The sequence below is a fragment of the Palleniella intestinalis genome, assembly GCF_013166595.1.
In the GTDB taxonomy this organism is placed as follows: domain Bacteria; phylum Bacteroidota; class Bacteroidia; order Bacteroidales; family Bacteroidaceae; genus Prevotella; species Prevotella intestinalis.
This window is the reverse complement of the sequence record NZ_JABKKG010000011.1, coordinates 35658-58716: the sequence shown is the minus strand read 5'-3', so window position 1 is coordinate 58716 and position 23059 is coordinate 35658. Positions and strand designations below refer to the sequence as shown.

At 49.3% G+C, this 23059-nt stretch carries 17 protein-coding genes; 7 read left to right on the top strand and 10 right to left on the bottom strand.

The genetic code is table 11. The annotated features are described in order from the left end of the window. Positions 1 to 71: 71 nt before the first annotated feature. From HPS57_RS12885 to rpmH, 7 genes are all read right to left on the bottom strand, one after another. On the bottom strand, positions 72 to 1325 hold the full coding sequence (locus HPS57_RS12885; RefSeq protein WP_172183758.1) for a fucose isomerase: 1254 nt from the start codon (positions 1323 to 1325) through the stop codon (positions 72 to 74). 33 nt (positions 1326 to 1358) lie between these two features. After that, positions 1359 to 2048, bottom strand: a complete 690-nt coding sequence (locus HPS57_RS12880; protein ID WP_172183756.1) for a NigD1/NigD2 family lipoprotein — start codon at positions 2046 to 2048, stop codon at positions 1359 to 1361. After that, on the bottom strand, positions 2029 to 3180 hold the full coding sequence (locus HPS57_RS12875) for an acyltransferase (protein ID WP_172183754.1): 1152 nt from the start codon (positions 3178 to 3180) through the stop codon (positions 2029 to 2031). Before HPS57_RS12875 ends, HPS57_RS12880 begins: the two co-directional genes overlap by 20 nt. 77 nt (positions 3181 to 3257) lie before the next feature. Continuing rightward, the gene (locus HPS57_RS12870; RefSeq protein WP_172183752.1) at positions 3258 to 4250 is read right to left on the bottom strand and encodes a D-alanine--D-alanine ligase; all 993 of its coding nucleotides are present in this window, start codon (positions 4248 to 4250) and stop codon (positions 3258 to 3260) included. Between the two features lie 46 nt (positions 4251 to 4296). Beyond that, positions 4297 to 5406, bottom strand: coding sequence for an RluA family pseudouridine synthase (locus HPS57_RS12865; protein WP_172183750.1), 1110 nt, complete (start codon positions 5404 to 5406; stop codon positions 4297 to 4299). Between the two features lie 23 nt (positions 5407 to 5429). After that, on the bottom strand, positions 5430 to 6089 hold the full coding sequence (locus tag HPS57_RS12860; protein ID WP_172183748.1) for a PASTA domain-containing protein: 660 nt from the start codon (positions 6087 to 6089) through the stop codon (positions 5430 to 5432). 835 nt (positions 6090 to 6924) lie between these two features. Next, the gene (rpmH, locus tag HPS57_RS12855) at positions 6925 to 7080 is read right to left on the bottom strand and encodes a 50S ribosomal protein L34 (RefSeq protein WP_135940436.1); all 156 of its coding nucleotides are present in this window, start codon (positions 7078 to 7080) and stop codon (positions 6925 to 6927) included. Between the two features lie 299 nt (positions 7081 to 7379). Between rpmH and efp the strand changes: the two genes are divergently transcribed. From efp to HPS57_RS12820, 7 genes are all read left to right on the top strand, one after another. Further along, positions 7380 to 7946: an elongation factor P gene (efp, locus tag HPS57_RS12850; RefSeq protein WP_135940435.1), complete on the top strand. Its 567-nt coding sequence runs from the start codon at positions 7380 to 7382 to the stop codon at positions 7944 to 7946. 89 nt (positions 7947 to 8035) lie between these two features. Next, complete coding sequence (locus HPS57_RS12845; RefSeq protein WP_172183746.1) at positions 8036 to 9118, top strand: glycosyltransferase; 1083 nt, start codon at positions 8036 to 8038, stop codon at positions 9116 to 9118. Between the two features lie 36 nt (positions 9119 to 9154). Beyond that, positions 9155 to 9877 carry a RadC family protein gene (radC, locus tag HPS57_RS12840; RefSeq protein ID WP_172183744.1) on the top strand — a complete coding sequence of 241 codons (723 nt, stop codon included), beginning with the start codon at positions 9155 to 9157 and terminating at the stop codon, positions 9875 to 9877. Then, a complete protein-coding gene (locus HPS57_RS12835) occupies positions 9874 to 10194 on the top strand; it encodes a metal-sulfur cluster assembly factor (RefSeq protein ID WP_172183742.1) in 321 nt (106 codons plus the stop codon). The genes radC and HPS57_RS12835 overlap by 4 nt, the downstream gene beginning before the upstream one ends. 96 nt (positions 10195 to 10290) lie before the next feature. After that, positions 10291 to 11139, top strand: a complete 849-nt coding sequence (locus tag HPS57_RS12830) for a UDP-2,3-diacylglucosamine diphosphatase (protein WP_172183740.1) — start codon at positions 10291 to 10293, stop codon at positions 11137 to 11139. Positions 11140 to 11497: 358 nt separating this feature from the next. Further along, positions 11498 to 14302, top strand: coding sequence for a M6 family metalloprotease domain-containing protein (locus HPS57_RS12825; RefSeq protein ID WP_172183738.1), 2805 nt, complete (start codon positions 11498 to 11500; stop codon positions 14300 to 14302). 73 nt (positions 14303 to 14375) lie between these two features. Beyond that, on the top strand, positions 14376 to 18578 hold the full coding sequence (locus HPS57_RS12820) for a CARDB domain-containing protein (RefSeq protein ID WP_172183736.1): 4203 nt from the start codon (positions 14376 to 14378) through the stop codon (positions 18576 to 18578). Between the two features lie 567 nt (positions 18579 to 19145). On the opposite strand, the gene HPS57_RS12815 is transcribed toward HPS57_RS12820, so the two are convergent. The 3 genes from HPS57_RS12815 to HPS57_RS12805 form a co-directional block, all read right to left on the bottom strand. Further along, positions 19146 to 20144: a hypothetical protein gene (locus HPS57_RS12815; protein WP_172183734.1), complete on the bottom strand. Its 999-nt coding sequence runs from the start codon at positions 20142 to 20144 to the stop codon at positions 19146 to 19148. Positions 20145 to 20242: 98 nt separating this feature from the next. Further along, on the bottom strand, positions 20243 to 22186 hold the full coding sequence (locus HPS57_RS12810) for a TonB-dependent receptor plug domain-containing protein (protein WP_172183732.1): 1944 nt from the start codon (positions 22184 to 22186) through the stop codon (positions 20243 to 20245). Next, the gene (locus HPS57_RS12805; RefSeq protein ID WP_253946564.1) at positions 22183 to 22947 is read right to left on the bottom strand and encodes an HmuY family protein; all 765 of its coding nucleotides are present in this window, start codon (positions 22945 to 22947) and stop codon (positions 22183 to 22185) included. The genes HPS57_RS12810 and HPS57_RS12805 overlap by 4 nt, the downstream gene beginning before the upstream one ends. Positions 22948 to 23059: the final 112 nt, after the last annotated feature.

The window sequence follows — 23059 nt, the reverse complement described above, 5'->3', positions numbered from 1 at the left end:
CGAACTGAAAAGTAATACAGAGAAAAATAATCCGGTCAAAATGGCATTGACATTGTGAGTCTGATGCCTGTTTATTTGAACTTATCAGTATGGTCTCCTATGACGATGATGTGGTGGTTGCCTATTGTATTGTCGAAGAAATAGGCTGTATCGTCGGCATTGTTGAGCTTTACCAGTATCTGTGTGCGGCATTTGCGGCAGTCGTCCTGGTTCTCAATGATTGTGCCGGCGGCAACGAATGAGCGTTCAAGTCCTTTGCCTCCGCATTTCATCACAGTCACTCTGCCTGTCGGCATGATGCCCTGGATTGCCACGCCGGAGTCGCTTTCAAAGTGCGTGCGAATGATGTAGCCTTCGGTTTGGCATAATCCTATGGTGCAATGGGCGAAGATTATCTCGCCTGTCTCACGGTTTATGCGCGACGGGTTTGCCATGAAAGCCCCTTTGCCCGTAACACGGTTGGCGAGGAGCATTGTGAAAATGGAGGTCAAATCGCCTTCACATCCTGCGACGATACCGTCATCATTGAGCAGTGCGAGTGCCAGGCAACCTGTTGTTTTAGTTGTAGGGATGAGGCTGAAGCACTGCAATGTGAGTGCATCAAGCCGCTCTTCCTCGGCTATGCGTTGCAGGGCGGAGTACAGGCGCATGGCTTTCACGATCTCCGCACGGTCAGGCTCTATGCACGAGATGGCATTGCTGACAAACTTGTCGGTGGCTGCGGCTACGGCTTCCTCTGTCACCTCGTTGAAATAAGTGTTGACAGTGTCAAGACTTATGTCCACAAACTCCACGCCCCAACGCTCACGGGCGAGAGCGTAGTCGACATTGCTTGCCACAAGCCAGTCGGATGGTTCGCCGAGCACACCGATACGGCAGCCGCTGACAGGTGATGCCTTCAGGTTGATTGAGTTGTCCTTTTGCGACTGTCCGGTGGTGGTATTGTTGTCTTCGATCGCTGCTATTATGGCGTCCGTTTCTCCATGGAGTATCGTGCAAGTGTCCCCTTGCTGTCTTGCCCAACATGACAGTTCGAGTGATGCGGCAAGGGAGTTTGCCTTGCCGTCGGTGAGGAGAGTAAGCGGTTTTGGCAGCCGGTGGTAGTTCTTGACCACCATGCCTTCTGTTCCGCCTGTGGCAATAAAGACAAGAGTCTTGCCTTCGAGACTGTCAAGATTTTGGCTGTCAAGGTCTTTCTCGAATATGATGCTCACTTCAAAATTGTTTTCCAAAGCGTCAAACAGTTCTTCGTGGGCTTTGCGTACAGACTCGTATTCCTGCTTCTGGAATACAGATGCGAAGGTCAGAAGATTAAGTTTTTCCATGATAGATTCCTGTTTTTGCGTGTTTTAGGAAGATTAAGGCTTTATGAATTCTTTCTTGACAATCCCTTTCCATGTTGGGATTTCAAGTGTGATGATATCACCGGACTTAAGGTCTGCTGTTGGGATTGATGCGTATTGGCTTACGGTGTAGTAGGCAGGCACATTGTTCTGCGCATGGCACAGGCGGTAGTGGTATCTGTCGCCGCTTTCCGCCTTGTCAGTTCCCTCACAGATAATCCCAAGCGATTGGCGTGTGTCCTCACTGTCAGTGCTTCCGCTTTTGATGTCAAGGCAAAGGTTGAGGTACTTGCCGTTCTTGGCAAACCATGCTGTCGCAAGGCTTAGAGGGTCGCTGTTGTCATACCAGTCTTTCGCCTCTTCCGGTGTCTTGGGGATTAGGACAATTGCCATTTTTGCACTTATGGCTTGGGTGGTGGCGTGGACATTAGGGCTGTGCTCCACCTTGTTATAATATAATAAGGCGCGGTAGCATGTCTCTCTCTCCGTTGCCCATGGGGCATGCACATGATAGGAGAATGTGAGACGCTCGTCAGAGTCTGTCACGGCATAGCCGAGTTCCTTTGGCTCTGTAGTATAGACGTCGCATAATTCCGCCACCAGCTGTGGGTATTTGTAGCCGTCACCGTCATCATCCGATGCGGTGCATGACATGCACAGGCACGCCAAAGCAAGGCATAATGTTTTAAGCACCATCACCTTCATTTTCGCTTGCCATTTTGTTTCTCAACGGATTAGCATACATTGTCAGCATGCGTTCACGGAGGAAAGCCTCGTCCTTGTTCGGGATGTCAATCTTTGAAAGCTGTCCTTTCAGGTAGTCTTCAAAGCGTTTCTCATCCGCAGGCGTGTAGTTGCCGGCGTTGTCACGGTTGCCGTTGAGCAGGTCAAGGGCGATGTAGTTGTTGGGATAAATCCTGTAACCCTGGTGTATGGCATTGTCCATACGCCTTGCCACCTCCATGTAGAAGTCCGCCTTTGTCAGTCCGTCATATTCGCCAAGCCACTCGTTTATGCATGGCGCGCACTCATAATGCACACGTCCCTTGTAGCCCATGATGCCGACTTTCATGTTCTCAAGGTCGTCCTGCTTGGACTTCTTGTATGCAGGATTATCCCTTTTCAGCTGGAACTCCTTGGCTTTCAGATAATCGCAAGGGTCAAACTCGTAGGAGATTGTCAGCGGAACGATGTTCAGTTCGTCAAGAGAACCGCCATAGCCAAGCATCTTCAGCACAGACTCCTGAGTACGGTCGTCAGAGTCTTTCGCCCTGCCTTCACGCTGTGCGAGCCATATGTTCTCGCCTTTGTCCTTAATGGCGTGGTGGATGTACTTTGACATCAGCATGGAACTTTCCAACAGTTGGCGTGGTGAAAGCCCACGCTTCACGGTGAAAGCCTTGTTGAGCTTCACGAGAGTCCTTATCCATGGATAGATGAGAAGGTTGTCGCCGATACCTATTTCCACGGTGGTGTCGTAGCCGTTCTTGAACAGTTCGTAGGAGAGGATGGCAGAATCCAGCACGATGTCGCGGTGGTTTGATATGTAAGTGTGATGCCTGTCCTTCACAGGAAGCGGATGACCGCTGAATGTACAGCCGTCAGTGGATTTCTTCAGTGTGTAGTTTACGACGCGCCGCATGTATCTTCTCTGGAAGTCAAGTGTGGTGTTTACGCCGATGAACATTGTGCGCAGGATGAAGCGTATCATGCCTTTCGGCAGTGGGATGAAGCCACGCAGCATAGTCATGAACTGCCTGTCGTTGAGCAGGGATTCTACAGCAGGTCGCACTTCGCCTTTGCCAAACGGTCTTATCTCGTCAAACTCGTTATGCATAGAAGAGGGTTTCTTGTTGTGGTTGTGGAAGGCAGGCATGGCATGCTGAAGATGCCATGCCTGCTGTTTGTCTTATTTTAGAATTGGTTCTCTACGATTTCGGAGAGTACATCCTTCATTTCCATGCCGGCGGCACGCACCTGCTGCGGGATGAACGATGTCTCGGTCATTCCCGGAGTGGTGTTGATTTCAAGCATATTGATTTTGTCAGAGCCGTCAGCGTTCTTTGAAATGATGTAGTCAATGCGTATTATGCCGTTGCAGTGGAGTATGTCATAGATGGCAGAGGTTATCTTTGCCACACGCTCTGCTGTCTCCGGTGCAAGTCGGGCAGGAGTGATTTCCTCGACCATGCCGTTGTATTTCGCGTCATAGTCAAAGAATTCATTGTTTGTAACGACCTCTGTTGCAGGGAGCACCACGCTCTTTTCGCGGGTCTTGTAGCAGCCCTGGCTGATTTCCGTGCCTTCGAGATACCCCTCAATCATCACCTCGTTGCTTTCGAGGAAAGCCTTTCGGAGAGCCGGGGCAAGGTGGTCAGCGTCCTTCACCTTGCTGATTCCGAAGCTGGAACCGTCGGCAGCAGGTTTGACAAACAGTGGCAGACCGAGTTTTTCCACTATCTCTTTCTCGTCAAGTTTGTGCTCATCGCCGTGGCGTACAAGGATGCTATCGGCTACGGAGACACCGAATCCGCGCAGGTAGTTGTTGAGTGTGAACTTGTCAAAGGTAAGTGCCTCGACAAGCACGCTGCTTGTTGAATAAGGGATATGCAACAGTTCGAAGTAGCCCTGCAGGTAACCGTTCTCTCCCGGTGCTCCGTGAATGGTGATGTAGACATAATCAAACCGGCGCTTGGTGCCGTCTTCCATGAATGAAAAATCATTCTTGTCAATCTTTGCAGTGCCACCATTGTCAAGGTGGACTTTCCAGTCGGTCCCTTTGAATTCTACGATATAGACATTATAACGCTCCTTGTCGAAGAAGGAATAGATTCCCTGTCCGGAGCGCATTGATACGCCGTGCTCACTTGAGTCACCGCCACAAACAATAGCAATAGTACGTTTCATATTCTTTTTCTTGTTCTTTTCTTATGTTCCTGTGTGCTGATTTTGTTTATTCTCCGCTGCCACCGGTCTCCTTTAAGGTGTCGCGTGTTGTCCCTGCAATGAAGCCCTGCCATTTCCTGATGACAGCCCCAAGGTCTGCAGGCAGGTCGGATGTGAAGTCCATCTGTTGGTTGGTCACAGGGTGGACGAAGCCGAGCGTCTTTGCGTGCAAGGCTTGTCGCGGACAGAGCTTGAAGCAGTTCTTGATGAAAGCCTTGTAGGATGCCGACCGTTCCCCACGAAGGATTTCCATGCCTCCATATCTTTCGTCCGCAAACAGCGGATGTCCGATGTGCTTCATGTGGGCACGAATCTGGTGAGTGCGTCCCGTTTCAAGTATGCATTCCACAAGAGTCGTGTAGCCGTAGCGTTCGATGACCCTCCAATGGGTCACTGCCGGCTTGCCGATGCCTGAGTCCGGTGCTGTCACGGTCATGCGCAGACGGTCCTTCGGGTCACGTGTGATGTTGCCTTCGATAGTCCCCTCGTCCTCTTTCATGTGTCCCCAGACAAGCGCATGGTAAGAGCGGTGGGTTGTCTTGTTGAAGAACTGCTTGCCAAGGTTCTGCTTTGCCTCAGGAGTCTTTGCGATAAGGAGCAGTCCGCTGGTGTCCTTGTCGATGCGGTGGACAAGCCCAACCTCAGGCGAATTGGGGTCATATTCCGGCACATCCTTCATGTGCCATGCCATGGCATTCACCAATGTGCCAGTGAAATTGCCGGCTCCGGGGTGGACAACCATGCCTGCTTCCTTGTTGACAACCATCAGTTGGTCATCCTCATAGACAATGTTCAGCGGTATGTCCTCCGCCACAATGCTTGTGTCGTGTGGCGGACGGGTAAGCATAAGTGTCAGCACATCGCCCGGGCGCACCTTGTAGTTCGATTTTACAGGTTTCCCATTGGCATGTATGTAGCCGGCATCCGCAGCCTGCTGTATTCTGTTGCGTGACGAGTGTTGCATGTGTTCCGACAGGAATTTGTCAATGCGCAGAGGTTCCTGTCCGGCATCTGCCACTATACGGAAATGCTCATACAGCCCGTTTTCGTCAGCAGTGGTTTCTGCCGGTACGTCCAACAGTTCGTCGTCTTCCGGTGTTTCGTATTGTATCATCATTGTTTCTTTTTGTCCAGGGATAATCATTCCACAATCTCTTCAAACGGGTCTTCCTCCGTCATGATGACCTCTTCCTCCATAGTCTCTTCCGGTTCATGGTCTGTGACAAGGAGCTCCTCCTCATCGTTAATCTGTCCGTTGCCGACTTGCAGTGACACCATGACATCCAGGGGGACACTGTCGCCGGCGGAAAGGTTCTTGCCTCTTGCCACAATGCCATAGACCCAGTCTTTCTCTCCGGTGACATATTGTGGCGCACCGACCTTGAATCCGAGAGTCTTCAGCTTCGCGGTGGCCTCTCGCAACGAACTGTTGTCGACGAGGTCCGGTATTACCAGTGTCGGTTTTTGTGATGCGTTGACAGTGACGAAGATGCATCTCTTGCTTTTGACGAGTTCGCCAGCCTCCGGTGTCTGTTGTAGTATGCAGTCTGGCGGTAGCATGCGGTTGTAACCGGTGTCAGAGACCATGACGAGAAGTCCTGCATCCGTCATCAGTTTCTTTGCGTCTTCGAACTTTTTGCCTTCAAGGTTCGGCACTTTGATGGCTTCTCCATGGTGGGTGTATATGTCCGTTCCGATGCTTAAGGCGACAACGAATGCAATGGCGACTATTGCCATCAGTACAATGTTGAGCCAGATGTACTTGCTTCCGAGTTTATGGAAAAAGGTCTTTGTGGTCATTGCGTGATTGTTTGTTGAGAAATAAATCAGGAGCAAAATTACAAAAAATATTTTTAAATAAGGTATTAAGTGGGACTTTTTTTAGTGGAACGATATTTTTGTTGTGGTATTCTGTGGACTTTGAGGTCTGTACTTCCCAAGCGTGGTTTTGTGTTCGTTTGTGATGGGATGTATCTGCAATAGTCTTGCCATAGTCATGCAGAGAGACACAGAATTGTGACTTTTGCATGTGTTTTCGTTGGCTGCAATGATGATGAATCGGCGGAACAATAAGAAAACTCAGCCTGTTTTTATGCGTGAAAAGTTGCCTTGAAATTGTTTTTATGTGATGAATGAGCAAAAAACGTGAAAATTTTTCAAAGTTATAATATAAAGATATTCAACTTGTTAGGTGTAGGATGGATTGTGGCGATAGGTTGAACTATGCCCTAAAGGTTACCTTTGATCATGTAAAGCGTAACCTTTTGTGGTGTGAAAGGTTATCTCTTGCGTTGCGAAGAGTGACCTTTGGTTGGCAGAATGCTGTGCTTTTGTCTGCAAAACTGTAATAAATGGCTCCTGAAATGCTTCATTTTGGTATTGTTATGGTTGCTTTTCGCTATTATGATAAATAGAGCATAAGAAAACTCCGGAGACTTTTTGCATGGTGACGCGCTATGTCGGCTGTCGTTTTTCTATGGTTCGGGAACAACAAAAAAAGGCAACAGAAGTTTGTACCTCTGCTGCCTTTTCAGACAAGAATGTGTCTTGTGAGTGTCCCTGCAGTGACCATTCCGGCACTGAAGCGTAAGCCCCGTTGCCCTTATGGTTATGGAAACGCCGTTGTTTGCGACGATTATTTTCCGTGGTGCTCGTCAGAGACAGTGAGCTTCTTGCGGCCATGTGCGCGGCGGGAAGCGAGTACTCGGCGACCGTTCTTAGTCTTCATGCGCTCGCGGAAACCGTGCTTGTTCACGCGGCGGCGATTGTGTGGCTGGAATGTTCTTTTCATTTTATTGTAATTTTGTTGTTATTTTGCTTTATTGTCTATAATTCACAATTCGGGTTGCAAAAGTACGTAATTATTTTGAAATAAGCAAGAAATAATTGAATTTTCATTGAAAAATAAGCGATTTTTAAGAAAAAAGTAGTACCTTTGCAAACGGAAATAAGTGAAAAGCGCCTGTGTTGCGCCGTTATGCCACTGCCGTCGGTCTCACCGTCTGTGTGTTCCTTTTGCGGCGGTTGAAGGGCGGCTGGGTGCATGGAACTTGGAATAATTTACAAACATAATAATCAAAAAAATAAAAAATGGTTCAGTCACAAGACATCAAGAAAGGCACTACCATCCGTATGGATGGAGGCATTTGGGTTTGCATCGACTTTATGCACCGCAAGCCGGGTAAGGGAAACACTATCATGAACGTGAAGCTGAAGAACGTCAGCGACGGCCGTGTGCTGGAGCGCCGCTTCAACATCGGCGAGCGACTCGAGGATGTGCGCATCGAGCGCCGTCCGTTCCAGTTCCTCTATGTTGACGGTGAGGACTACATCTTCATGAATCAGGAGACTTACGACCAGGCTCCTATCGCTAAGGATCTCGTGATCGGCGTTGACTACATGAAGGAGAACGACATCGTGGAGGTTGTCTACGACACAACAGACGGTAACGTCCTCTACGCAGAAATGCCTGCCAAGACAACTCTCCGCATCACACACTCAGAGCCGGGAATCAAGGGCGACACTGCCACAAACGCAACAAAGCCTGCCACTCTCGAGACAGGTGTCGAGGTTCGTGTGCCTCTCTTCATCAACGAAGGCGAGCTTATCGTTGTCGACACACGCGACGGCAGCTACGTACAGCGCGTGAAGGAATAAGGCGGAGTTCTAAAAATTTGTCCCTGACAGAGCCTTCACGACAATAGGTGGAGGTATTGAAAACATAATTTTTAGAACACACCTGTGATATGAAATATTCGGTAATAGTTCCGGTCTATAACCGCCCTGACGAGGTGGAGGAACTCCTTGCGAGCCTTGCCCGACAGAGCATGAAGGACTTTGAGGTCATCATCGTTGAGGACGGTTCTGCTGTCCCCTGTGAGGATGTGTGCCGCAAGTATGCCGGCAGACTGGACATTCATTACTACAGCAAAAAGAACTCCGGACCGGGTCAGAGCCGCAACTACGGCGCTGACAGGGCTTCCGGAGCTTTTCTTTTGATACTTGACTCCGACGTTGTGCTGCCTGACGGATATATGGAGGCGGTGGACAACGAACTATATGGTGGTGCTTGTGGTGCTTCCTCTGTGCGGCAGTCTCCGTCATGTGACGCTTTCGGCGGGCCTGACGCTGCCCATGAATCGTTCACTCCGACGCAGAAAGCCATATCCTATTCCATGACCTCATTCTTCACTACAGGCGGAATACGCGGTGGAAAGACCAAGCTCGACAAGTTCTTCCCACGTTCTTTCAACATGGGCATACGCCGTGAAGTGTACCAAAAGTTAGGCGGTTTCTCAAAAATGCGCTTCGGTGAGGACATAGATTTCTCCTACCGCATAGTCGAGGCGGGCTATAAGACGCGCCTTTTCCCCACGGCATGGGTGTGGCACAAGCGCCGCACGGACTACAGGAAGTTCTGGCGACAGGTATATAATAGTGGTATCGCGCGCATAAACCTTGAAAAGCGTCATCCCGGAACGATGAAGCTCGTCCACATGCTCCCTATGGTGTTCACCGTCGGTGTGGTCATGTTGCTCTGCATATCGTTCACGGGCAGGATGCTGATGGTCTATGGTCCGGGACCTGACCCTCTGCACCGCTGGTATTGGCTGTGTGCCGCTCCGCTCATTCCGCTGCTGCTTTATTCGCTCCTTATTGCCGTAGATGCCGGTGTGCGGTACAAGTCTGTTGGAGTGGGAGTAAGAAGCATCGCCGCTGCCTTTGTCCAACTGATGGGCTACGGTTGCGGATTCCTTTACGCATGGTGGCAGCGGTGTGTGCTCGGAAAGGATGAGTTCCACGCGTTTGACAAGACATTCTATAAATAACCACAGACGCTGTCATGTGGAAAACAAACGGATTGTATGGCAGAATGGAAAGTCTCGGAGGTCTTCGGGCCTGACAAACTGAAGATAAACCAATGGAGTGAGGAGGACCGCCCAAGGGAAAAACTTGGACGGCTCGGTGCCGGTGCGCTGTCTTCCGCAGAGCTTCTCGCCATACTTATAGGCTCCGGCTCGGCGGACGAGAATGCTGTGGAGCTTATGCAAAAGGTGCTTCACGGTTGCGGAAACTCGCTGAAAGCCCTCGGGCGCATGACTGTTGAAGACCTGAAACGCTACAAAGGAATCGGTGAGGCGAAGGCCATAACCATCCTTGCCGCCTGTGAACTTGGCAAGCGCCGTCAGCAGGAGGGTGCTGCGGAAAGGCTTGACCTCTCCAGTGCTAAGTCCATCTACGAGTATCTTCACCCAAAGATGCAGGACCTTCCCACGGAGGAGGCATGGATATTGCTGTTGAACCACAACTTCAAGCTTATCGGCGATGCCATACGTCTCTCACAGGGCGGTCTGACGGAGACGGCTGTCGATGTGCGCCTTATTGTGCGCCATGCCATTATGAGCAATGCGACGGTTGTCGTATTGGCGCATAATCATCCGTCGAACAACGCCCGCCCTTCACATAATGACGACAACATAACAAGGCAGGTTGGGGATGCTCTGAGGCTGATGCGCCTTCATCTTGCCGACCATTTAATAATCACTGATGGTAACTACTACAGTTATCAGGAACACGGAAAACTATGACACAAGAAGAAAAGATACAGATAGAGGAACGCATCGTTGAGGTGCTTCAGACTGTTTATGACCCGGAGATACCTGTAAACATCTACGACCTCGGGCTGATTTACAAGATTGACCTTGCTGAGGACGGCAGCCTGGACATCGACATGACGTTCACCGCCCCTTCATGCCCTGCTGCGGACTTTATCCTTGAGGATGTCAGGACAAAGGTTGAGGCTGTTGCCGGAGTGACTTCCGCCACAATCAACATGGTCTTTGAGCCGGAGTGGGACAAGTCCATGATGACGGAAGAGGCAAGGGTGGAACTGGGTTTTGAGTGATGAATTCTATAGCAGGGATTCCGTCCCTGCAAGTTACTATGCCTTTTTGGCGACAGTTTGCCAACGGTGGCAATATACTTTAATGCAGATGGGATTATGAAAAAGGTGTATTTTATTTCTGATGCGCACCTCGGCAGTTGGGGGATTCCACATGCAAGGATGCAGGAGCGCAGGCTTGTCAGGTTCCTTGACTTGATAAAGAGTCAGGCAAAGGCGGTCTATCTCCTTGGGGACATGTTCGACTTCTGGTACGAATGGAAGTATGCAGTGCCAAAGGGCTACACACGTTTCCTTGGCAAGATTTCCGAACTGACGGACATGGGTGTGGAGGTGCATTACTTCACCGGCAACCATGACATTTGGATGTATGGTTATCTTGAAGAGGAATGCGGAGTCATCATCCACCGTGAGCCGGCAACACTGGAGATATATAATAAGGTGTTCTACCTTGCCCACGGCGACGGTTTGGGCGACCCGGACAAGGAATTCAAGCTCATCCGCGGTGTGTTTCATAACAAGTTGTGCCAGCGTCTGTTCTCATTGCTGCATCCGCGCATCTCCATGTGGTTCGGACTTTCATGGGCAAAGCATTCGCGCATGAAGCGCGAGTGTCAGGTGGCAGAATCCGGTGGGATGGCAGTCCAAGGTGCTGAAGGCACACGGTTCAATGGGAATGTGGGAGTACGCTACAACAGTTCCGGAGAACCGGAGTATCTCGGCGAGGACAGGGAGCACCTTGTGCTGTATTCCAAAGAATACCTTGCCACTCATCCTGATGTCGACTATTGCATCTATGGTCACCGCCATATAGAGCTTGACCTTATGCTTTCAGCCGACAAGCGTATGCTTATCCTTGGTGATTGGATAACGCAGTTCACTTATGCAGTGTTTGACGGAGAGCATCTCCTCATGTCAGAATATGAAGAAGGCGCGACACAGTTTTAAGCTGTGCCGCGCTTTCGTCGTATTCTATTAAAGATTGTTAGAATTACACATTTGTTTATTTATTTGGCCACATACATTGCATAGATGAGTATGGAATACCTGTGTATGCTGTTATTATGAAGCTATATTTCTTAAATTTGTAACGATTTGTAAAAGACATGCAATTGATACATGTCAACTAATGGCTGAAATATGCGTTTTATGTACTGTTTGTTTGAATTTAGTTGTATGTAATGGCTTGCGTTTTTGTGAAAATTGTTTACCTTTGTGGGTGTTTTAATGAATAAATGTTACAAAAGTGATGATATTTGTATTAAAATATAATCGCTTGTTCAATATCTGATAACAAAAAATACAAATGAGACTAATAAGAATTGCATTACTACTATCAGTTGTTTTCTCGTTCTCCATAGAACTTGTTGCTGTTCCTGCAAAGCCGGGACTTGTTACCGTGCGCCAGGCGGATGGGACAGAGATACAGGTGCGTATTATGGGTGATGAACATTCACACTATTATCTCAGTGAGGACGGTTACTTGCTTGTGAATACCGGTGACACCTATTTCTATGCTGACGCCGATGCTCAACAGAACATCGTGCGTTCAGACATACAGGCGCGTCCAAAGGCAGAACGTTCCGCGGAAGCTCGCGCTTTCCTTTCAAAAGTGGATATGGCGAATGTCATGAAGGCACTTGCGAAAAACAGTGAGAAGGTAAGGGCGGCACGCGCGCCGCAACGCAATGTGGGACTTTTTGATGTTGGATTCCCGTCCATGGGAAAGCAGAAAGGTCTTGTGGTGCTTGTGGAATATCAGGATGTGAAGTTCAATCTGAGTGACCCTTATGGCTATTTCAGCCGCATGCTCAACGAGGATGGCTTCTCTGATTATGGTGGGACAGGATGCGCGGCAGAGTATTTCCGCAAATCGTCAATGGGCAAGTTTGAACCCGAATTTGATGTTTACGGACCTGTGACCTTGTCCAAGAACATGAGCTACTATGGTGGCAATGACTACGCAGGCAATGATTCCAATCCTGAGAAAATGGCAATAGAGGCATGCCAGCTGCTTGACAGTTCTGTAGACTTTTCCGAGTATGACCGCGATGGCGACGGGTTCATCGACAATGTGTTCGTGTTTTATGCCGGACGCGGTGAGGCAAGCGGCGGAAGTGCCAATACAGTGTGGCCTCACGCTTGGAACATAACTGCTGCAACTTCCACGCCTTACGTGTTTGACGGTGTCCGCCTTGACCGTTATGCTTGTACTAATGAGTGGCAGGGGTCACGCCCTGACGGAGTGGGCACTTTCATTCATGAGTTCTCTCATGTCATGGGATTGCCGGATTTGTATGCCACAAGCTATACATCGGCATTCACTCCCGGCGCATGGTCGGCACTTGACTATGGTCCGTATAACAATGACGGATGCACGCCACCGTTATACTCTGTCTATGAACGCTACGCTTTAGGCTGGATTGAGCCTAAAGTGCTTGAGCAGCCTGAGACGGTCACTTTGCGCGACATATCATACAATGACGCATGTATCGTGAAGACAAAGAGCGAGAATGAGTTCTTCTTGTTCGAGAACAGGCAGCAACAGGGATGGGACAAATATATCCCCGGACATGGTATGCTTGTCTGGCATGTGGATTATAACAAGTTGGTATGGGACAGGAATACTGTGAATAATGACGCTTCCCACCAGTATGTTGACATAGAGGAAGCGGACGGCATAAGAAGCGAAAGCACACGTGCCGGCGATGCTTTCCCGGGTACGGCAGGTGTGACCTCATTCACCGATGACACCAATCCGTCCATGAAGACATGGAATGGCACAAAGTTGGGTAAGCCTATAACCGAAATCACCGAGACCGGAGGGATAATAAGGTTCAAGGTCTCCGGTGGTCTGATACCTCCGGAGCCTGTCAAGGCACAGCCTGCTACAGACATCACCGCCGGCACTTTCGTTGCCCATTGGGACGCATCGGACGAGGCGGAGTCTTATGTCATATCGGCTTATGCTAAGACAAAGACAAGTGATGGCCGTGAGATGCTCAGCTATGTCGAAGGTTTCTATAATCGTAATGTGGGCAATGCCACAAGTGTGAAGGTTGAAGGATTGAATCCTCTCACAGAGTATTTCTATATCGTCTATGTTGTCAACGGCAATGGCAAAAGCAAGGCTTCCAATGAGATGAAAGTCACGACAGGAGAGCCGACATTTGACTTCTACCGTCCTGTTGCAAAGGAGGCAGAGAATGTTTCTTCCACATCTTTTGTAGCAAATTGGGAGCTGGTGGATGAAGCCATTGAATACCACCTTGACGTTTACACAAAGACATGGAGCAACTTTGACCATGACATAAATGGGTTTGACAATGGAGTGAAAGACCAACCGGAAGGCTGGACAACCAACTCCTCACAGTCTTACGCCAATACAGCTTACTCCGGCATAGCAATCCCGGCGTTGCGTATGGCTTCTGACGGCAGCTATATAGAGTCGCCTGTATACAGTGCCGATATCCGCTCTGTCTCTTTCTGGCATCGTGGCTCCAAGGCAGCCGAAGAGAACAGCATACGTGTCAGTGCCCGCAATGTTTCAGGCGCATGGACGCTTGTCGGAGAAGAGGAAATCGAGAATGGCGCAGGAGGAAAGACTGTGAAAATAGACAATCTGCCGGAAGGAACGCGTGCCGTAAGAATCGAGTACAGCATGAGTGGGACAGGTTCGCTTGCCATTGATGACATAGACATAGAATGGGGCGGACGCGCAGAACTTAACGGGCAGACATTCTTGGTACAGGACAACAACCGCACTTCCCTGCTTATTGACAATCTGCAGCCGTCAACCGACTACTATTATAGAATCATGGCGACAAACGGCACTCTTAACTCTCTTGTCTCAAATGAGATAAAGGTGAGAACAAAAGCCGTGTCAACCGCTATCTCTGATGTTACAACAGAATCTCCGTCAGTGAAAGTGACAGGCAACAGCCTTGTCATAAGTGGTGCGGAAGGGCAAAGCATTGTGGTTACAGACATAGCAGGACGCGTTATATGCAAAACGCAACATGCTGCCGAAAGTAAAGTGGTACACCTGCCTTCAAAAGGGATATACCTTATAAGGATAGGCAAAACAAAGACAATAAAGATACAACAATAAGCATGTTGGCGGAATAAAAGGGGGCTTCTTCCGCTGCATGAGTATGAACAAATAGCCCCCACAATCGAGTACAATGAAAAGATTGTTTACTTTTGCAATCCTTGGAATGATTGCATCGTTGACTTTCGCTCAGGCTCCTCTGGCAAAAAGCAAGGCTGTCTTCAACAAGATAGAGCAACGCCTTGACTACACCACCATGAAGTCTCTTGCCACAGAGGCTAAGGAAGCGAAGGCAATGGAAAAAGCAAAGGCGGAGAAAGCCGCAGTTGCCAATGAGAATTCTTTCTCTAAGTTCCGCACTTCCACGTTCGCTATGCCGTGGACGCAGAGCGTGAAAGGACAAGTGCTGGCAGGCGTGAAGCTTGACACCAAGAGAACAGCGGCTGCCACAATGAGCAAGAGCCGTCACAAGACGACAACTCAGGAAGGTAATGTCACTGTGACTATCGACGAGCATGGTATCATCACTGATGTCACAGGTGTGGCACCAAAGATGTATCAGCGCGCAACAACCGGAATAGCTTGGTTTGCTCAGAATCAGCAGATGTCCATGGGGTATCAGTCCGGTGTCGTGGAAATCGTTGAGGATGGAAGCAACGTCTACATCAAGAACCCTATCACACGCTATACCACGGGTGCTTGGGTCAAGGGTGTGAAAGTGAACAACACCATCTCTGTTGCTACAAAGCAACCTCTGTCTTATGAAACATCATACGAAACAACAACAAGCCTTCGTTGGGGCAATGTTTCTGCAACAGGCAGCATTTCTGCAGCTGATGATATAGCAGATTCTTTCACATTCACTATCAATGGTGATGTACTCACTCTTGAAGGTACAGCAGTTTGGGACCAAACTGCAGACGCTCCATATATGGGTGCATTTTGGGATGATGACAATTCTCATACCGGTTATGGCGATGCAGCAACAGTGCTGACTTACGACCCAACTTACATGCCTCCTTCAACAGAACTTGTGACCCTGCCTGAAGGTGCTACTGTAACAGGATGGTTCCTTAACGGCAATTCCGTATCTTCTTCTTCCACAACCCCTGTCAAGAACTCAAAAATCAATGTCGCTTTCGTAGGCAACGATGTTTATGTTCAGGGACTTTCCGTGAACTTCCCAACAGCATGGGTTAAGGGTACTATTGACGGCACAACAGTGACATTCGGCAAATTCCAGTATCTTGGCATCATACAGAATCTGGACTGCTGGTTCGTCGGTTTGGGCACTGTCACAGAGGAACTGAAGGATGCTATCGCTACCTATGACGCTTTGACAAAGACCATCTCTTTCTCTGATGCAATCCTTATCAACGCTGCTTCTGACCGCATTTATTATGCAGAGTGGTACAACGATGCAGTCCTCACAGCAGAGAAGAAGGAGTTCACAGAGCCTGTAATCACAGACCTCACCACAACTCTGCCTTACCTTAACACTCTCGACACAGACAAGGAGCAGGCTGAGGCTGCCATTTACGACGCTAATGACGACAAGAGCACATTCTCGTTTGAAAAGAATCCTACCTCCGAAAGCATGGCTGCACGCTATCGTTACGGTTCTGTTGATGCAGACGACTATCTCGTGTTCCCGGGCATGACTCTTGAGGCAGGCAAGACCTATAAGATTACTGTCGATGCTGCTTCTTATAGCCCAAGTTATCCTGAGCGTGTCGAGGTTCTGGCAGGCAAGGAAGCAAAGGCTTCAAAGTTCGATATTCCTGTAATCGCTTCTACCGACATCGCTACAAAGGAGTTCAAGACTCTGAGCAATGGCGAATTCACTGTTAGCGAGGACGGTGTCTACTACTTTGCAGTACATGCCATTTCCGATGCAGATCAGTTCTATCTCTGGATTGACAACTTCTCAGTAAAGGAGAATGATGCAGCTGCTCCTGCTTCTGTCGCAGACCTTAAGGTTGTTGCTGACGCACAGGGTGCTAACAAGGCTGCTGTCACATTCACAATGCCTGCTACAACAATCGGAGGCACAGCATTGACAAGCGAACTGACCGCAGAGGTAAAGCGTGACGGCAAGACAATCGCTACAAAGACAGGTGCGGCAGGCTCTGCAGTCAGCTTCGATGACGAAGTTGCAGCAGCAGGCTTCTACACCTATTCCGTGACAACATCTTATGACGGACGTGTCAGTGACGCTGCCGAACTAAAGGCATACATCGGCTACGATACTCCTCACTACATTGAGAACATCACTATCGCCGACAAGAGCGGTGCTGTCGCACTCGCATGGGAAGCTCCTGCAACAGGTGCTAATGGCTATGTCATCAACCCTGCCGACTTCAAGTACAATGTCTATCCTGTGGAAATGATGGATTTCTTTGGCATGACATTCCCTGTCACTGACTATGCGAATCCTTATAAGACAGGTCTGACAGAGACTGCTGCGGACATCGAATTCGACACAAACTCCGGTGAGCACGGCTTTACATATTTCGCTGTGACAACAACCAACACAACAGGCGAGTCTGAGGACGCTTACGCTGCTGTCGTTACCGGTGCTCCTTACACAATGCCGTTCAAGGAGTCTGTTGCCGACGCTTCACTTTCTTACTGGTGGGGAACAGCAACCGATTCAGATAACAGGACTCTCGAAGGTGGTGTGTATATCGCAGAAGAAGACGCTTCTGACAACGATGGAGGTTGCTTCGCACTTGTCGGCAAGACAGCCGGCTGGGTAAGCCTTGAGTCCGGCAAAATCGCACTTGCCGGCACTGCAAACCCTGTAGTGACATTCGACCATAAGGCAACAGGCGCTATCTCTTTCGATGTCATTGCAATCACTCCTAAGGGTGAGACAAAGCTGGAGACAATAACTTCCGGCACAAGCTATGCTCCTGCAAAGGTTTCTCTCGTTCAGTTTGCTAACGAGGACTGGGTGCGCATTATCTTCAAAGCCAACTACACTGCTGCCGGCAATCTCTTCCTTGATAAGGTGAAGGTTTACAACTGTCTTGACCACAACCTTGTGGCAACAAAGATTTCCGCTACTCCAAGTGTTGAGGCAGGAAAGGACATCAGCATAAATGTGGAGGTAGAGAACCAAGGCGCTGTCAATGTTGAGGCAGGTGCTTACACCGTAGAGCTCTACTGCAATGGTGCTAAGGTGAAGACTGTTGACGGCCCTGCCGTTGCAAGCGATGCCAAGGCAACTGTTGCATTCACTGAGAAGACAACTATCATGACATCCGGCAAGCTCGCTTGGAACGCTGTTGTTGTCTACGCTGCCGACGAGGACAACACCAACAACGCAACTGCTACTGTCAGCACAACTATCAAGACTTTAAACTACCCTGCCGTGACCGACCTCACAGGCCGGCAGAACGGTGCAAATGTTGAGCTCTCATGGAGTGAGCCTGACCTTGAGGCTGTACAGCCTGTAACCGTTACTGACGACTTCGAGAGCTATGAGTCATTCTCCACGACAGCAGGCGATTGGACATTCGTCGATGTTGACCAGTCTCCTATCGGCGGCTTCCAGGGGTTGGACATTCCTAACATTCCACAGCAGTCCCTCCAGTCATTCTGGGTACACGATGTGACGGATGCCGCCATCTATAACCAGACATTCGCTTCCCATTCAGGAACAAAGTACCTTGGTTCAATGTTCCGCTATGATGGCGGACAGGTTGACGACTGGGCTATCTCTCCAATGCTCAGCGGCAACGCGCAGACAATCTCTTTCTATGCTCGCAGCTACTCTGCCGACTATCCTGAAACAATAGAGATTCTCTACTCCACAACAGGTAAGGACATCGCTGACTTCACCACAATAGAGACACATGTGGGTGTTTCTGCAGAATGGACAGAGTACACAGCCGAGCTTCCTGCCGGAGCGAAATATTTCGCTATCCGTTCAAAGGCGGCAGATGCATTCTTCCTGATGGTTGACGACGTTACTTATGAGACAACTGATGTTCCTGCCGACCTCTCTCTCGTGGGATACAATGTCTACCGCGATGGCGAGAAGCTCAACGCAGAGCCTGTCGCTGAGGCTGAGTACACAGACACCAACGTGGCAGAGGGTGAGCACTCTTATGTCGTGACTGTTGTCTACACTCAGGGCGAGTCAAAGGCATCAAATGTCTTCACTCTCGCAACTACCGGTATCGAGAATATCGAGGCAGGTGCAGCAGCCAAGAGCGGCAATGTCTACACTGTTGAGGGTGTTCTGGTGCGCAAGGCCGGTGAGAGCCTTGACGGACTGAAGAGCGGACTCTACATCGTCAATGGCAAGAAAGTCATCATAAAGAAGTAAAGTTCCGTTTCGGACGATAAAAGCAAACTATTCAAATACTGCCGTGGCATGAATGCTGCGGCAGTATTTTTTTGCCGATATATTATTAGTGTTAGTTGTGGCAAAGTTCCATAGTATCATGAGTTCGATGCATTTTGCGTATAGTGGGTATTCGTAGAACTCATGTGATAGAATGGCATTGGTTTACTGCGACGAAAATCCGAAGGTAATAAGTGACAGAATGAAAGGTAACCTTTTACATTGCGAAAGGTAACCTTTCGTTCTGCAAAGCCTTACCTTTTACCAAGTGAAGTGTTACCTTTCGCAAAACCAATGATGTTTTAACATCTGTTATTGTTTGAGTTTAGCGAAAACGCCAAGATACCTTACGTTATGGTAGTGTTTGTGCTGTTTCTGTTACATATTGAAAGTTTGTCAGGGAAACCTCATATAAATACCTGCATATATGGCGTGTAGACACAGCTTTTCCGCATACAACAAAGAGCCGTACCACATCCATAAAAGGCAATGTGATACGGCTCTTTACCGTCAAAAATGTGTCAAGGAAACGTTATAGCATGCTTGCCTTTAGCTACGATTGGCGTTCCGCTCTTTCACTATATAGAAGGCTATAATGGCGAAGAACACAGCAAGTATTATGGACATCTCCATGATATGCCCCATAGGATCTACCCATATTTCCTTGAAGAATCCGTTGCGTGCGGCTATCTCCACAAAGGTCCAGAAGATTATCACCGTCGCAAGGGCGAAACGTATGTTCCTGCCCCATGCGCCTATGCGCAGCTGTTTGCGCAGCATGAGCATGGAGGCTGTGAGCGCCACAGCACCTATGGCGTAGGTGACAGGGTGGGAACTGCCAAGGAACACAGGGTCGTAGCAGAACATAAGGAGGAGATACAACCCCCACATCATGATGTTCCATTCCATGAAGACCACGATGCTTGCATGATGTGCCATAGGGCGGAGCTCGATGTTGCCCTCTATGCCGCAGTGCTTCTGCACCCATTGCATGAAGTTGCACCCTGTACGTGAACAGAAAAGGTATAGCACCATGAACATCATCCACATGCCGAAGGTGGCAGGCATGATGAGATATTCCGGACGTGAGCCACGCAGTTCCTTGATTTCCGCACGGCTGAATCCCTCCAAAGGCTGTCCGTTGACGAGGAAATCGTGGCTTGCGGCAACGCCGTCGATGTAGTGGGATGTTGTCTGCACTATGCCTGAGCCGACAAGGTCGCAGTGTGTGCCGTAGCGCTGTGCATAGTAGGCAAGCAGGAACTCCACCCAGCCTGTCCAGAAGAGCATGGCTCCGCTTATTCCCCAAATGGTTTGTCGTGTGTCACCTTTCTGCAAAGCACCGCAGATTGTTATCACAAGTCCGGCGAATCCCATGAGGAATGCGCTGTAGTGCAAGGTCTCCGGAGACAGGAAATGCTCCATGAGAATCATCAATGCGTGGCCCAATGGCATGAGAAGGAGTACGACAAGGAAGCTGCCGAGAGTCTTTCCGTAGTGTCGTTTCGTGGTTGCCACGTTGTGGTTGGTTGTTCTTTCTGTGTTCATAATACTTGTTTTTGTTATGGCATAAGAATCCCCGAGCGGACATTTTTTACCATGTGGCATGCCCGCTTATGAGGGAAATTCAGTATGTGGTTTGGGATTTAGAAGATTTTGTCGATGTCCAGCGACAGTCCTACCATGGCGTTGAAGCCCGTGGTTAGCGGTGCGTTGTAGTAATAGTAGTCCGGACGGTAGTCGAAAAGGTTGTCGAGGGTCACGCAGACTTGCGCGAAAGGCATGATGCGTGCCGACATTTGCAGTTTCCAAAGGGAGTAGGTGGGGTAGTGTACGTTGACAGTGCCTTCCTCCGGGTGGGAAATGACGATGTATTCCGTGTTGTCAACGGATGACAGTGCGCGCCCTGACAGTGCAACGTTCAGTCCGAAATTCTTGCAGAACTGCTTGTCCCAATCCACTCGTGCGGTGAGGGAATGCGGTCTTGTCGGCATGTACTGGTTGACGCTTGTCTTGGTATCTTCATGGGAGAAGACATAGGATAGTTTGGCACTTATGCCGTTATGCCATCGTGCCTGTGCTGTGGCTTCGATGTTGTAGACATCCATTTTGCCGATGTTCACATAGTCGAGATAGAGCTGGCTGTCATCTCCGTCTGTATAGTATGGCACACCTGTCGTGATTTTGTTGCTCACTTTGTTGTAGTAACCGGCAACGGTGAAGTTGTAAGGCCCTTTGGCATAGTCGGCAGAGACAGTGAAATTATGGCTTGTTTCCGCCTTAAGGTCCTTGTTGCCAAGCACAATCCAGATGCTCGCCATGTCAAAGTCATAGTATTTCTCCTTTAATGTCGGTGCGCGGAAGCCCATGCCGTAGGAAGTGCGGAGTGTGAGATTGCGCAGCGGGTTGTAGCGTGCTGACAGCTTTGGTGTGGCGCGCGACATCCCTCCGTCGGAGAAATTGTCATAGCGCAGTGCGCCTACAAGTTCCCATTGTGTGCTGATGCGCCAGTCGTACTGTGCGAAAATGTCGAACGACTCCTGATGGCGGTTGCCGTCAAGGTTGCTGTTCATGAGGAAATCGTACATGTAATCGCCGCCGATTGTCAGCATGTCGCCCTCACGGAAACGGTGGTTGTATAGGATGCGTGTGGCGTTCTGCACGTTGGAGTAGTTGCGCACATCCGCTCCTTGCAGTCTCCTGTACTGTGATTTGTCATACTGGTCAAAGGAATATGACAGTTCGAGGTTGTCCCTTTCTGACATTTTCCACAGTCCTTTCATTCCGGCGGTGTATCCGCGGTAACGTTCCGGTGTGTCGGCAGTTCTTTCCACCGAGCGGAAGAAATAGCCTGCACGGCCAAGGATGCTTATGTTCTTGCAGGCATCGAAGGCGAAATTGTCCCTGAAGTTCCATGTGTTGTCACCGTAGACCTGTGAGAATGTCAGTGCAAGAGGGTTGTTGTCCTTGTTAAATACGGAATAATTGTCTGCCGAAGTGCGTGAAACGGTCAGTGAGTTTGAGAACTTCCCCTTGCTCAGTCCGAAGACCATGTTGTGGCGCTGACTGTCATGTTCGGCGAATCTTGTGTCAAGATGCAGAGACCATGGTGCCTTGTTGCGTCGTGTGATGATGTTCACCACACCGCCGGCGGCATTGGAGCCGTATAAGGCTGATGCCGCTCCCTTGACTATTTCGATGCGCTCCACGTTTGCCATCGACAGGCGTGTGAAGTCGATGTTGTCCATTGTCTCGCCTGCAATGCGCTCTCCGTCGATGAGGAACAGAACGCTCTGTCCGGCGAATCCTGACAGGTTCATGTTCACTTGCTGGTTCATGGCGTAGGAGAACTCTATGCCCGGCAGTTCCTGTTGCAGCAGTTCCTCAATGTTTGTTGCGTCTGTCTTGGCGATGTCTGCTGCGGAAATGACACGTGTCTGGATAGGAGTGTCTTTGAGAGTCTTGGGAGTTCTTGTGCCTGTCACTACAACCTGATCAAGGTCCATGTTGCGCCAGATACTGTCATTCTGTGCCATTGACGGCATGAAGTATGACGCCAAGATTAGTCCGAGATATGTTTTCTTGTTCATAATGGATACTTGTAGTTGATTGTGAGGCAGCACTTTGTGCCTTTAGGGCTTATGTAGTCGGCGAGTTGCAAGGCTGCAAACGTGCCGTCTTGCATCGAAAGGATGAAAACATGGTTGTTGTGGGCGAATACAGGTGGTATTGGTGGTATGCTCATTGTCAGCCATCCGCTGAGCACTTTGTTGGTGTTTATGCCTTGCGATGGGACGATGAGAGACATCATCGTTGACGCATCGCTCCACACCTCGTTCTCGCTCCATTCGTCAGCAGTAAACTTTGCATCTGTCAGAACTGTGGGATTTACATCGGAAATGTCTGTCAATGGTGATTCCCACACACCTTTTACGGCAGCGGGGTTTGTGCGAACATTGTCGCGGTGGATGGCGAATGTCCATGATTCCGGCTCCGGTTGTGCTGCTGTCGGTATGAATTCGCGGAACTCGTTCTTGCTCAACCCACCGCCAAAGATGTCATACCAATATTTGTACTGTCCCGGTTTCCTATGTCCGTTCACTGTTTCTGCATCTCCGGTGGCTTCCATTGGAATGTCCATGGTGACAAATGCGCTTGAAGCGTCATAGCTTTCATTGTCCTTGGTTTGCTCGCTTACTGCGACAAGGTCGAGGTAATGCCATTCCGTCCATGACGAAGCGTCAATGTAAACTTGCCATTTGGCTGGTTCTATCGTTGGCGGTTCGTCATAGACAAAGTCAAAACCACCTTCGCATCCGCTGAGAACCATGGCGGAAAGGATAAGACTCAAGATGTAAAATGATATTTTTTTCAGCATTGGTTTGTTAAAAAATGATTTTGCGGGTGCAAAGGTACTAATTTCCCAATGCACTCGCAATACCTAAAATTATGTATTTCCAGAC

What these genes read in the sequence shown, in the direction of transcription:
- HPS57_RS12885 (WP_172183758.1), bottom strand. Translation starts at nt 1,325, where the DNA reads ATGGAAAAACTTAATCTTCTGACCTTCGCATCTGTATTCCAGAAGCAG.
- HPS57_RS12880 (WP_172183756.1), bottom strand. Translation starts at nt 2,048, where the DNA reads ATGAAGGTGATGGTGCTTAAAACATTATGCCTTGCTTTGGCGTGCCTG.
- HPS57_RS12875 (WP_172183754.1), bottom strand. Translation starts at nt 3,180, where the DNA reads ATGCATAACGAGTTTGACGAGATAAGACCGTTTGGCAAAGGCGAAGTG.
- HPS57_RS12870 (WP_172183752.1), bottom strand. Translation starts at nt 4,250, where the DNA reads ATGAAACGTACTATTGCTATTGTTTGTGGCGGTGACTCAAGTGAGCAC.
- HPS57_RS12865 (WP_172183750.1), bottom strand. Translation starts at nt 5,406, where the DNA reads ATGATGATACAATACGAAACACCGGAAGACGACGAACTGTTGGACGTA.
- HPS57_RS12860 (WP_172183748.1), bottom strand. Translation starts at nt 6,089, where the DNA reads ATGACCACAAAGACCTTTTTCCATAAACTCGGAAGCAAGTACATCTGG.
- rpmH (WP_135940436.1), bottom strand. Translation starts at nt 7,080, where the DNA reads ATGAAAAGAACATTCCAGCCACACAATCGCCGCCGCGTGAACAAGCAC.
- efp (WP_135940435.1), top strand. Translation starts at nt 7,380, where the DNA reads ATGGTTCAGTCACAAGACATCAAGAAAGGCACTACCATCCGTATGGAT.
- HPS57_RS12845 (WP_172183746.1), top strand. Translation starts at nt 8,036, where the DNA reads ATGAAATATTCGGTAATAGTTCCGGTCTATAACCGCCCTGACGAGGTG.
- radC (WP_172183744.1), top strand. Translation starts at nt 9,155, where the DNA reads ATGGCAGAATGGAAAGTCTCGGAGGTCTTCGGGCCTGACAAACTGAAG.
- HPS57_RS12835 (WP_172183742.1), top strand. Translation starts at nt 9,874, where the DNA reads ATGACACAAGAAGAAAAGATACAGATAGAGGAACGCATCGTTGAGGTG.
- HPS57_RS12830 (WP_172183740.1), top strand. Translation starts at nt 10,291, where the DNA reads ATGAAAAAGGTGTATTTTATTTCTGATGCGCACCTCGGCAGTTGGGGG.
- HPS57_RS12825 (WP_172183738.1), top strand. Translation starts at nt 11,498, where the DNA reads ATGAGACTAATAAGAATTGCATTACTACTATCAGTTGTTTTCTCGTTC.
- HPS57_RS12820 (WP_172183736.1), top strand. Translation starts at nt 14,376, where the DNA reads ATGAAAAGATTGTTTACTTTTGCAATCCTTGGAATGATTGCATCGTTG.
- HPS57_RS12815 (WP_172183734.1), bottom strand. Translation starts at nt 20,144, where the DNA reads ATGAACACAGAAAGAACAACCAACCACAACGTGGCAACCACGAAACGA.
- HPS57_RS12810 (WP_172183732.1), bottom strand. Translation starts at nt 22,186, where the DNA reads ATGAACAAGAAAACATATCTCGGACTAATCTTGGCGTCATACTTCATG.